An 11,817-nucleotide genomic window follows, 5' to 3' on the forward strand; every position below is an offset into this window, starting at 1 on the left:
GACTTTCTCGCTTGCCGGCTCCACAGGAGCTTGGCTTGCTTGAAACACCTTGCAGCGTTGTCAGTCGAGCCCGCAAGTATATGCCAGTATTTGGGCCCGGCTCGAACAATCCGAACGAAATCGCATTCAGATTGCCCCTCACCACCGATGCTCGCGCCGGACCGCTCCAGGCCCCCAAGGGTGCCTCCTCCGATAATCCGCACCACATGGCACTCATCACACTCCTCGACGCCCAGTTGGCGTTCGGTCACGTCCCCCTGCTCGATCACGCGGACTTCTCTCTTCTCGAATCGGAGCGCATCGGCCTGATCGGCCGCAACGGCGCCGGCAAGTCTTCGATGCTCAAGATACTCGGGGGCCTGGAGAAGACAGACGACGGCACCCTCCAGCTGCAGCAGAACCTGCGCGTGGCCTATGTGGCCCAGGAGCCCGCTCTTGATATGGATGCGGATGTCTTCACCGCCGCCAGCCAGGGCCTGGGCCCGGTCATCGCGATTCGCGACCTCTATCTGTCGGGGGCCGACGGCCTGGACCTCGACGCCCTGCAGTCTCAAATAGAAGCCTTCGACGCCTGGAACTGGGAACAGCGCGTCGAAGAGACGCTGCATCGCCTCCACCTCGACCGCACGCCCGCGTCGGCTCGCTCTCCGGCGGCACCCGCAAGCGCGTCGCCCTGGCCCAGGCCCTCGTGGCCGCCCCCGACGTCCTGCTGCTCGACGAGCCCACCAATCACCTGGACCTCGACTCCATCGAGTGGCTCGAGCAGCTGCTGATCGATTTCAAGGGCAGCGTCGTCACCATCACCCACGACCGCAGCTTCCTGAACCGTGTCGCCACCCGCATCGTGGAACTGGACCGGGGCAAGCTGAACTCCTACCCCGGCAACTTCGAGCAATACCTCCTGCAGAAGGAAGAGCAGCTTGCGCAAGAGGCCGTGATCAGCGCCAAGGCCGACAAGCTGCTGGCCCAGGAAGAGATCTGGATCCGCAAGGGCGTCGAAGCCCGCCGCACCCGAAGCCAGAGCCGCATCACCCGCCTGCAGGAACTGCGCGCCAGCCGCTCCGCCCGCCGCGAGGTGCAGGGCAGCGTGAACATGGACGTGGCCTCGGGTCAGTCCAGCGGCAAGATCGTGGCCGAGCTCACCGAAGCCACCAAGTCCTTCGGCCCCAAGACCGTCATCCGCAACTTCAGCGGCACCATCCTGCGCGGCGACAAGGTCGGCCTGCTCGGCCCGAACGGCGCGGGCAAGACCACGCTGCTCAAGCTGATCCTGGGCGAGCTCGAACCCGACAGCGGCAAGATCCGCCGTGGCACCAACCTGCAGGTGGCGTATTTCGACCAGATGCGCGACAAGCTCGACCTCGACGCCACGCTCGAAGACTTCATCAGCCCCGGCAGCGAGTGGATCGAAATCGGCAGCCAGAAGAAACACGTCAAGAGCTACCTGTCGGACTTCCTGTTCTCCCCCGCGCGCGCCAACTCGCCCGTGCGCTCGCTGAGCGGCGGCGAGCGCAACCGCCTGCTGCTGGCCCGCCTGTTCGCCCGCCCCGCCAACGTGCTGGTGCTCGACGAACCGACCAACGACCTGGACATCGACACCCTCGAGCTGCTCGAGACCCTGCTGCAGGACTACGACGGCACCGTGTTCCTCGTGAGCCACGACCGGACCTTCCTGGACAACGTGGTGACCAGCACCATCGCCTACGAAGGCGACGGCCGCTGGCGCGAGTACGAAGGCAGCGTGCAGGACTGGCTGATCCAGTCCAAGCGCGCGCGCGAAATCGCCGAGCAGCGGCTGGCCGCGGCGCCGGCCCCTGCACCGGCCCCCTCGGCACCGGCTCCCGCTCCCGCCGCGGAACCCGCCGCCCGCGCCGCCGCGCCTCGCAAGAAGCTCTCCTATAAAGAGCAGCGCGAGCTCGAAGGCCTTCCCGCCCAGATCGAAACCCTGGAAGCCGAGCAGAAGCGCATCACCGAGATGCTCGAGCTCGACGGCGGCGCCATCTACGCCAACGACGCCTCGCGAGCGGCCGAGCTCGCCGAGCGCCACACCCGGATCGACGACGAACTGCTGGCCGCCCTCGAGCGCCAGGAAGAACTCGCCACCGGGCGTTGACCCCAGCCTGTTGCGTCCCGCCGTCCGACGCCGGCGGGGCGCCGACTGCGCTATATATGCGGCTTCGAATCCCACGCACCGGGAAAGCTGCATGCCTTCTTCATTCCAAGCCTTCTTTCGTCGGTCCACCGCGCTCCTGGCGCTGCTGATCCTCGGGGCCTGCGCGCAATTGCCGCAGAACGTCGATCGCCCGGTCTCGACCGCGATCGCCGCTCCGGCCACGGGCACCGCGCTGGCCGACCTCGTGCAACAGCGCAGGCAGGCCGAAAAGGCCCGCTACGAATCCGGCTTCCTGCTGCTGGGCGGACCGCAGGCCGCCTACGGCAGCCGTCTCGCGCTGATCGAAGGCGCCCAGAAGACGCTCGACCTGCAGTACTACGCCATCCACGCCGACGCCAGCACCGGCCGGCTGGTTCGCGGCCTGCGGACCGCCGCCGAGCGCGGCGTGCGCGTGCGCGTGCTGCTTGACGACTTCCACACCACCGGCCGCGACGCGCTGGTGCTGGGCCTGGCCTTCATTCCGAACATCGAGATGCGCCTGTTCAACCCGCTCGCCGGCTCGCGCGACTCCGCCTTCAGCCGCCTGCTCAATTCGATCGATGACGCCTCGCGCATCCAGCAGCGCATGCACAACAAGCTGTTCCTGGCCGACAACGTGATGGCCGTCGCCGGCGGGCGCAACCTGGGCGATGCGTACTTCGGCAATGCGACCACGGGCAACTTCGTCGACGTCGACGTGCTGGCGGCGGGGCCGATCGTGCAAGACCTCTCGCGCAGCTTCGACAGCTACTGGAACAACGAGCGCGCCTACCCCGTGCAATCGCTGGTCACGCGCGAGGAACTGCAGTCGATGCGCGAGCGCGCGAAAAAGGCCGACCAGGAACTGATCGAGCAGGCCGCCCGCGACCACGACGACACCCCCAGCGACAAAGCGCCCCCCACTGCCGAGCAGCGCGCCCGCGCCTGGGACGAGAAGCCGCTCGACCTGCGCACCGCGACCTTCGTCTGGGCGCCCGCCGTGATGCTGGCCGACAAGCCCGGCAAGATCCCCGCCGACTCGGGCCCCGGCAGCGCGAAGGCACCGGGCCTCGTGGTCAGCCAGCCCGACGACAAGGGCGCCACTTCGCGCGGCGCCGCCTCGCTGGAGGCCGCGTCCGACCTGGCCGCCAACGGCGACACGGTGGTCGAGGGCTTGCTGCAGCTGATCGGCCAGGCACGCTCCGAGCTGCTCATCATCTCGCCCTACTTCGTGCCCGGCAAAGACATGCTGCAGGCCTTTTCCGCGGCGCGTGCCCGGGGCGTGCGCATCCAGGTGCTGACCAACTCGCTGGCGTCGAACGACGCCCCCGTGGCACACGTCGGCTACGCGCGCCACCGCGAGGAACTGCTCAAGATGGGCATCGAGCTCTATGAGCTGCGCAGCGAGCAGTCCAGCTTCGGCAGCATCTTCGGCTCTTCTGGCGGAAGCGGCGGCAGTAGCGCCGGCGTCACCGGGCAATCGCGCGCGATGCTGCACTCCAAGGTGCTGGTGATGGACGGCCGGCTGCTGGTGGTCGGCTCGATGAACCTCGACCTGCGCTCGCAGCTGCAGAACACCGAGATCGCGCTGCTGATCCGCAGCAACGAACTCTCGCGCGCCGCCTCAGCCCAGATCGAGCGCGGCATGCGCGAGCGCTCCTGGCACGTCGAGCGGGTCGACGGCGCGCTGGTGTGGCGCGCCCCCGAAGGCAGCGGCCTGAAGGACGCGACCAGCGAGCCCGACACCAGCGCCACCCTGCGGCTGATGCTCAAGCTGTTCGGCCCGCTCGCGCCCGACCAGCTGCTCTAGACCGACTCAGTGCTTGTGCTGGTGCGCCATGCCGCCGGCATCGGCGCCTTCGGGCGCGCCCACCGGCAGCGCCACGTCCAGCGCGGTCTTCACGCCCTTGGCGTCCTCGAACTTCAGCGTCATCGGCACGGTGGCGCCCTTGGCCAGCGCGCCCTTCAGGTCCATCATCATCACGTGGTAGCCGCCGGGCTTGAGCTCGACGGTCTGGCCCGCCGGCAGGTCGAGGCCGCCGGGCAGTTCGCGCATCTTCATGACGTCGCCTTCCATCTTCATCTCGTGCACTTCGGCCGTGCCCGCCGCCGGGGTCGAGATGCTCACCAGCTTCGTGCCCGTGGGCGCGGTGAGCTTCATAAAAGCGCCGGTGCCGCTTTGGCCCGGCACCGACTGGCGCACCCAGCCGTCGCGCACGTCGACCGTGGCCACGCCCTGCGCCACCACGACCAGTCTGGCGGCCGGGCTCTTCAGGCCGGCGGTGGAATTGCCCGAAGCCGGCACCTCGGCCCAGTCGGCCACGCCGGTGTCGCAGGTCTGCAGCACCTTGAACCACAGCGTGCCCGGCGTGCCCGGCACCTTGCCGCGCAGCACGAACTCGGCGCGCTCGCTGCCCGGCAGGGCGCTGTCGGGGGTCTCGGCGGTCCAGCGCACTTCGCCGTCGCCGCTCTTGGCGACGTCGAGCTTCCAGCCCTTGCGCGCCTGGGCGTCGCTCAGCACGAAGCCCTTGGGCAGGCGCACGGCCAGGCCGGTGGTGGCCTTGGCGCCCTCGCAGGCGTGGCCGACGCGGAAGGCGGCGTTGTAGTCGCTGCCGACCGTGGCGCCGCCCGGCGGCAGGGTGACGTGCGCCACGGCGGCGGTGGCGCCGGCCAGCAGGGCGCAGGCGGCCAGGGTGTGGCGGGTGATGGCCATCGGTTTCGTCATGTCGCGGTTCCTTTGCGGTTGGAATGAGAGAGTCAAAGGTCGAACTTGAGTTCGGCCACGTAGGTGCGTTGCGGGTACGGGTGGAAAGCCCAGTACTTGTTGTTGTTCAGGTTGTCGATGCCGAAGGCCGCGCTCCACTGCCGGTCGATCCGGTAGCGTATGCGCGCGTCGACCACGAAGAACCTCGAGAAGCCCATGTACGCGAAGCCGTTGGGGTCGCTGCCGTCCAGCGTGCCGTACTGCTTGCCGCTGTAGCGCGCGCCCACGGTGTAGCTCCAATTGGCGTCGGGCCGGTACGTGGCGAGCAATGCGGCGCGCACCTTGGGCACGCGCGGCTGGTCGTGGCCCACGCTCGCGGGAAAACCGCTGTTGGCGGTGATCTTCGAGCGCGTCAGCGTCAGGCTGCCGCTCAGGTCGAAGCCCTGGATGCCCACGTCGACCGCGTTCAGCGCCACTTCGAGCCCGCGCGTGCGGATGGCGTCGACGTTCTGCACCGTGCTCACGAGGTTGTTCAGCGCCTGGGTGTAGAGCGCGTCCTTGGTGTTCTCGAAGAACAGCGTGGTGCGCAGCACGCCGTCGAGCCCCAGGTTCTTCAGGTCGCGCTCGGCGCTCAGTTCGGTGGTCCACGAGCGCTCGGGGCGCAGGTTGGGGTTGGTGTTGACGATCTGGTTGCCGTTGATCGAGCCCTGGTAGAGCTCGCTCACCGTCGGCATGCGCACCGCGCGGCCGGTCGAGGCCTTGAACAGCCAGTCCGACGTGGCCTGCCAGGCAATCGCCGCCTTGGGCGAGTCGTAGCTGTTCTTGCGCGGCGCGAAGTTCAGCAGCGAAGTCGCGTTGCCGAGCTGTCCGCCGTAGGCCTCCCAGCGCTCGTGGCGCAGGCCGAGCGTGGTCTTCCAGTCTTTCGCGAAGCGCCAGGTGTCCTGCACGTAGAGCGACTGCAGCCGCGTGTTGCCGTTGAAGGCCGAGAACGGCGAGACGGGCGCGCCGCCGGTCCAGTCGAGCGTGTTGCCGACGTTGGTGCGCAGGCGCGCGGTGTCCTGCTGGAAGCCGAAGTCGACCACGTGCGCGCCCACGCCCTCGGCCGAGCCGGTGGGCCGCCAGGTGCCCGCGGCCTTGAAGGTGTTCCAGCCCGAGCCGCCCATGTCGGTGGTGCGGCCGGGCCCGCCGTTGAAGGCGCCCGGCAGCGGCGTGGTGGGCGTGCGCGAGGTGTCGCTCGAATAGTCGAACAGGCTCGCCGCCACCTCCCAGTCGAACACGCCGCCAGTGTGGCTCTTCACCGAGAGGCCGTGCATGTAGTGCGTGAGCGCGGTCTCGGTCGGCGCCAGCGCGGCGCTCGGCGAATCCAGGTTGTAGGTGCGCCCGGCGATGTTCACGCGCCCGCCGTACACGGGCCGCCCGAGCGGGTCGCGCAGGTAGGTGTCGACGCCGCCGTGCGTGGTGTTGTTCCAGGCGCCCAGCGTGTAGGTGGCGCGCACGGTCGGCGAGAAGTCGTACGCCACCTTGAGCTTGGCCTGCTCCTGCGTAGTGTCGTAGATGGTGGCGCCGCCCACCAGCCACCACGGCTGGTTCGACGGGTTCAGTCCCAACACCGCGCCGGTGACGGGCGTGCCCGCGCTGCCCACGGTGCCGGCGCTGACGAGCCGGTTGCCGAACACCAGCGCCTGCCCCTTGCTGTGGGTGCGCGAGGCGCTGAGCCACCACGACCAGTCGCCGCTGCGGCTGCCCAGCGACAAGTCGAGCTGCTGGCCGGCCGGCGACGAATGGCTGTTGTACAGGTCGAAGTTCGACGCGAAGCCGCTGAGCTTGACGTGCGCCTCCAGCTGCGTGGGCATGCGCGTCACGTAGTCGACCACCGCGCCCACCGAGTTGCCCGGATAGACGGCCGAGAACGGTCCGTACAGCACGTCGACCCGCTCGATTTCCTCGGGCGACACCATGCCCCAGCGCGGCGCGTAGGTGGCGCCGTTGCCCAGCGGGTTGGACAGCATGATGCCGTCGGCGTAGACCATCGAGCGCGCGCTGTTGCCCGTGCCCGAGGCGCGCGTGGCCAGCACCGCGTGGTTGAAGTCGCCGATGTAGCGCTTGCGCACCACCAGGCTGGGCAGGTACTTGAGCGCGTCTTCGCTGTCGGTGGCGTTGACGGTCTCGACGATCTGCTCGTGCGTCACGCCCTCGATGGTGGTCGGTATCTGCGCCGGCAGCGAGGTCGGCCGGCCGCCGGTGATGGTGACCGTGCCGAGGGCACGACCGCCGGCCGCCGCCTCAGGGGAATCGGCGGGTTGCTGCTGCGCCAGCGCGGGCGCGGCGAGCGGAAAAGCCATGGCGATCGCCAGGGCGCGGGAATGCTTTTTCAAGGGGAACCTTCTTCACGAAACTTCGAGCCGGACAGGCCGCATGCACACGACGGACGTGCGAATGCGGCAGCGGTTGGAAAGCGTCAGGAGAAAGTCGGGGGCCCGCGCGCCGGCAACGGCGCCGCGGTGGCCGCGGCCAGGCGCGCGGCGGGAATGGACTGGACCACGCGGCCCAGCGGCAGGGGCAGATCGAAGACAGGCACCGCGATGGCCGGCGGCGGCGCGCCGGTCAGCACGCACAGCGGGCAGTCCATGTGCGAGGCGCCCATTTCCTGCGCGCCGTCTTCCGTGTGGACCACCACCTTGATGGGGCCGGCGCCGGAACACACCAGTTCCATGGCCTGCGGATGCACCAGCGGCGACGCCACGGCCACGCCCAGCGACAGCACGAACCACAGCAGCATCCAGCGGCCGATGAGGCCGAGGGAGCGGGTGGGAAGGCGCAGCGCGTGCATGGCGGTCGCGATTATCGGCTCACTTTGCCCTTGGCGACAGGGGCCTTGGCGGGTGCCTTGCCGCCGGCCTTGGCCGGGGCCTTTGCGCCCTTGGCGGCGGGTGCGGCCTTCGCGGCCGGCCTGCCCCCCTTCGCGGCGGCCGCGGGCGCGCCCTTCTGCCCCTTCTGCACGCGCTGGCCCTTCACGGCCTTGCCGCCGCGCGCCCGTGGCGACGGCGACGGGGCCGCGAGCGCCGGCATCGGCACCGCGGTCTGTTCCTGCGCGTTGGTCAGCACCGGCGTCACGGTGAAGCCGCGCGCCGCCATCAGCGTGGGCAGCCCCTGTGGGCCGATCATGTGCAGCGCGCCCACCGCCGCGAACACGCCCTTGCCGCCGGCATGCAGCCGCTCGATGCCGTCGGCCAGGCCGGGGTTGCGGTCGTCGAGCAGGCGCTTCATGAGCCGCTGCTCCGATGGGGTGTTCAGGCAGTTGCACCAGTCGGCATAGCGCGTCAGCTTGGCCGCGTCGCTGCGGGCCCAGACCTCGGCCAGTTCCTTGAGCTGGCCGCGCAGCTTGCCCGACTCCAGCTCGTCGAGCGCGGCGTCGATCTGCTGGCCTTCTTCGTCTTCGGATTCGCCGGTCAGCACCTTCAGCTGGTCGGCCGCGTTCTCGAGCGCGACGATCGGTTTGCTGCTGTTGCGGGCCGAGACCGCCAGCGTTTCGTCCACGCCGAATTCGGGGTACAGCCCGTCGGCGCGCCCCGCCAGGCCGGCCAGCGCCGTGACCTGAAGAATGGGCTGCAGCTTCGAGGTGGTGCCGGGCGGCACGCAGGCCTCGGCGTTCTGGCGCTCCAGCCGGCGGGCGCGCTCGCCGCTGAGCACGCGTGCCACCAGCGCCGGGTCGGCCGGCTGGCCCATGGTGCGGGCCGTGGCCTCGTCGCGCGAGTCGAGCTCCAGCGCCAGCGTGTCGCTCTGCGTCAGCGCTTTCTGGATGGTCGGCCCGGGCCGCACCCAGTCGCCCCGGCCCACGTGCAGGGTGCCGTAGAGCCACGAGGTCCGCCCGTCGCGCTCGATGCGCCACAGCATGCCGCGATCGACGCCGTTGCGCAGGCCGATGCCCGGCTTTTCGAGGCTGGCGATGGCCGACGGGGGGCAGGCGCCTGGACGGCCCCGAATGTAAAGACGCAGCACGCGCCCGCCAGGATCTGGCGCGGCATGCGCTGCACGAGGCGCAGGGGCGCCGAGAAATCGATGTCGCGCATCCGAGCGACGAGTGTCCGGAGTATCCGCAAGGCTTGCTCCACGATGAAAGAAAGTCCGGCATTCTCACAGCACCGTTGCCCATAATCCGAAACCATGCAGAGCATCTTTCACCTTGCCTTTCACGTTCGTGACCTCGATGGCGCCCGCCGTTTCTACGGCGACGTCCTCGGCTGCGCCGAAGGCCGCAGCACCGACACCTGGGTCGATTTCGACTTTTTCGGCCACCAGATCTCCCTGCACCTCGGCGAGCCCTTCGCCACCACCCGTACCGGCCGCGTCGGCGACGTGATGGTGCCGATGCCGCACTTCGGCCTGGCGCTGGCCCTGCCCGACTGGCAGGCGCTGGCCCGCCGCCTCGAAGCAGCGGGCACCGACTTCGTGCTGAAGCCGCAGGTGCGCTTCGAAGGGCAGCCCGGCGAGCAATGGACCATGTTCTTCTGCGACCCGTTCGGCAATCCGATCGAGGTCAAGGGTTTCCGTTCCCTCGACACGCTTTACGACAAGTGACCTTGCCCCGCCTGCGCCCGCGGCAGCTCGCGTTCGGGCTTGCCACCCTCGTGCCGCTGCTCGCGGCCACGGCGGCTCATGCGCAGTCGGACTGCGAGCTCAACGGCCGCGGCGTGAACCCGGCCAACGGCGCCACCACGGCCGGCCAGACCGGCCTGCTGCGCTGCAAGGACCGCGCAACCGGCGAGCTGCTGCGCGAGGAGCAGCTGCAGAACGGCGTGACGATGGGCCTGGTGCGCATCTACGAAAAGGGCAAGCTCGTCAAAGAGCACAGCCTGAACGCCAAGGGCAACCTGCAGGGCCGCGCCCGCGAGTTCTCGCCCACCGGCCGCGTGCTGCGCGAGGCCACCTACGACGACGGCCAGGAGCGCGGGCTGGTGCGCAGCTACCACCCCGACGGCAAGCTGCGCCGCGTCATCTTCTACCCCGACACCGGCAGCGGCAGCGAGCGCGCCTCGGTCGAATTCACCGAGCGCGGCCAGCTGTCGGCGCTGCGCTGCGCCGACGCGCCCACGCTCGCGCCGGTGGTCGACGACGCCAAGCTCTGCGGCTTTACCGCCGGCCCGTCGCAGGTCGACCTGTTCGACGCGCGCGGCAACCTGCGCTCGCGGCTGTCGTACCTGGCGGGCAAGCGGGTGCGCTCGCAGAGCTTCTACGACAACGGCAAGACGGCGGTGCTCGACGAGACCGCCGGCAACCAGCGCACCGAGCAGAACTATTCGTCGGAGGGCGTGAAGCGCCGCGAAACGGTGTACCTGCTGGTCGAGCGCGCGAGCGTGCGCATCCGCGAGCAGGCCTTCTCCGAAAAAGGCACGCTGGTGCGCGACCAGCGCTGGAACAGCGCGGGCGAACCCATCGGCGACGACAGCTACTACCTGAACGGCCAGCCCAACAGCAAGTCGGCCTACAGCGGCAGCGGCGACGCCCGCGTGGTCGACATCACCGAGTTCTACGACAGCGGCCAGCGCGCCGCGCAGGGCCGCTACCAGGTCGTGGGGCGCAACCGGCAGGTGCCGATCGGTACGCACCAGCGCTTCAATGAAAAGGGCACGCTGCTGGCCGAGTCGAGCTTCGACGCCAAGGGCCGCGTCACGCGCGAGCGCGCCTGGGACGAAAACGGGGAGCTGCAGCGCGACGACGAAGTCTTCGAGGACGGCTCCCGCAAGGCGTTCAGTCGCTAGGACGAACGCCCGCCGCCGGCATCAGTCCAGCTTGATGCCGGCCTGCTTGATGATCGGGCCCCAGCGCTTGGATTCCGCGCGCGACAGCGCCGCGAACTGCGCCGGCGTGCCGGGCATCGCTTCCATGCCGAAGTCCTCGAAGCGCTTCTGCACGGCCGGCGTGCCGAAGGCCTTGTTCAGGTCGCCGTTGAGCTTGGTCACCACTGCGGGCGACAGGCCGGCCGGGCCCAGGATGCCCTGGAACGCGAACACCTCGGTGTTGGGCACGCCCACTTCGGCCAGCGTCGGCACGTTGGGCAGCAGCTTGCTGCGCGCGCCCGAGCCGATGGCCAGCACGCGCACCTTGTTGCTCTGCATGATCGACAGGCCCGAGGCCAGGTCCAGGAACATGCACGGCACCTGGCCGCCCATCACGTCGGCCATGGCCGGCGCGGCGCCGCGGTACGGAATGTGGGTGATGAAGGTGCCGGTGCGCACCTTGAACATTTCCATCGCCAGGTGGTGCGGCGAGCCGTTGCCGGGCGAGGCGTAGTTGACCTTGCCGGGGTTGGCCTTCACGTAGGCCAGGAACTCCTTGAAGTTCTTCGCCGGGAAGTCCGGGTGCACCACCAGCGCGAGCGGGAACTTGCCGATGGCGCCGATGTAGGTGAAGTCTTTCTCGGGGTTGAACGGCAGCTTGCTGAACAGGTGCTCGTTGAAGGCCAGCACGGCGTTGTCGGCCGACAGGATGGTGTAGCCGTCGGGCTTGCTCTTGGCGACGATGTCGGCGCCGATGTTGGTCGAGGCGCCGGGGCGGTTGTCGACCACGATCTGCTGGCCCAGCGTCTGGCGCATCGATTCGGCCAGCACGCGCGCGATCACGTCGGTGCCGCCGCCCGCCGGGTAGGGCACGACCCACTTGATGAGCTGCGCCGGGTATTCCTGGGCGCGGGCGAAGGGCGAGGCGGCCACGGCGGCGCTCGATGCGAGCGTGGCGAGAAGGGTGCGGCGATCCATGGATCAGTCTCCGGTTGTTTGTAATTCAGGAAGCGGACAGCGATGGTACGGGCAGTGCGCGCAATGCGTCGGCCAGCGCGGCGCGACAGCGCGACTCGTCGCCGACCTGCTCGAACAGCAGCAGCGCGAGCCGGGCGAGAAACAGCGATTCGCGCTCGGTGCCCGCCTCGCTGATGGCGCGCGCGCACTCGGCGTACAGGCGGTCGCGGGCGTCGGGGTGAAGGGGG

At 69.4% G+C, this 11,817-nt stretch carries 9 protein-coding genes and 1 pseudogene; 4 read left to right on the plus strand and 6 right to left on the minus strand.

What is annotated here, in order from left to right:
• The first annotated feature begins 206 nt into the window (after positions 1-206).
• Together BMG07_RS36875 and BMG07_RS36880 are read left to right on the plus strand one after the other, a co-directional pair.
• Positions 207-2,113, plus strand: a pseudogene (locus BMG07_RS36875) (ATP-binding cassette domain-containing protein).
• Between the two features lie 91 nt (positions 2,114-2,204).
• Positions 2,205-3,941, plus strand: coding sequence for a phospholipase D family protein (locus BMG07_RS36880; protein ID WP_198088635.1), 1,737 nt, complete (start codon positions 2,205-2,207; stop codon positions 3,939-3,941).
• A gap of 6 nt (positions 3,942-3,947) precedes the next feature.
• Here the strand turns inward: BMG07_RS36880 and BMG07_RS44490 are convergent, their stop codons facing one another.
• From BMG07_RS44490 to BMG07_RS36900, 4 genes are all read right to left on the minus strand, one after another.
• The gene (locus tag BMG07_RS44490) at positions 3,948-4,856 is read right to left on the minus strand and encodes a copper chaperone PCu(A)C (protein WP_198088636.1); all 909 of its coding nucleotides are present in this window, start codon (positions 4,854-4,856) and stop codon (positions 3,948-3,950) included.
• Between the two features lie 32 nt (positions 4,857-4,888).
• Positions 4,889-7,177 carry a TonB-dependent receptor gene (locus BMG07_RS36890; RefSeq protein WP_198088640.1) on the minus strand — a complete coding sequence of 763 codons (2,289 nt, stop codon included), beginning with the start codon at positions 7,175-7,177 and terminating at the stop codon, positions 4,889-4,891.
• A gap of 116 nt (positions 7,178-7,293) precedes the next feature.
• Complete coding sequence (locus tag BMG07_RS36895; protein ID WP_198088637.1) at positions 7,294-7,665, minus strand: DUF2946 family protein; 372 nt, start codon at positions 7,663-7,665, stop codon at positions 7,294-7,296.
• Positions 7,666-7,676: 11 nt separating this feature from the next.
• Positions 7,677-8,834, minus strand: coding sequence for a TraB/GumN family protein (locus BMG07_RS36900; RefSeq protein WP_307867260.1), 1,158 nt, complete (start codon positions 8,832-8,834; stop codon positions 7,677-7,679).
• 165 nt (positions 8,835-8,999) lie between these two features.
• On the opposite strand from BMG07_RS36900, the gene BMG07_RS36905 reads away from it, so the two are divergent.
• Together BMG07_RS36905 and BMG07_RS36910 are read left to right on the plus strand one after the other, a co-directional pair.
• The gene (locus BMG07_RS36905; protein ID WP_198088638.1) at positions 9,000-9,413 is read left to right on the plus strand and encodes a VOC family protein; all 414 of its coding nucleotides are present in this window, start codon (positions 9,000-9,002) and stop codon (positions 9,411-9,413) included.
• An 11-nt stretch (positions 9,414-9,424) separates the two neighbouring features.
• On the plus strand, positions 9,425-10,594 hold the full coding sequence (locus BMG07_RS36910) for a hypothetical protein (RefSeq protein WP_198088641.1): 1,170 nt from the start codon (positions 9,425-9,427) through the stop codon (positions 10,592-10,594).
• A gap of 21 nt (positions 10,595-10,615) precedes the next feature.
• On the opposite strand, the gene BMG07_RS36915 is transcribed toward BMG07_RS36910, so the two are convergent.
• A complete protein-coding gene (locus BMG07_RS36915; protein WP_198088639.1) occupies positions 10,616-11,590 on the minus strand; it encodes a tripartite tricarboxylate transporter substrate binding protein in 975 nt (324 codons plus the stop codon).
• A 25-nt stretch (positions 11,591-11,615) separates the two neighbouring features.
• A partial coding sequence (locus BMG07_RS36920; protein ID WP_198088642.1) for a hypothetical protein occupies positions 11,616-11,817 on the minus strand: 202 nt, incomplete at its 5' end.

The organism is Variovorax sp. E3 (genome assembly GCF_016082275.1).
Taxonomy (GTDB): domain Bacteria; phylum Pseudomonadota; class Gammaproteobacteria; order Burkholderiales; family Burkholderiaceae_C; genus Variovorax.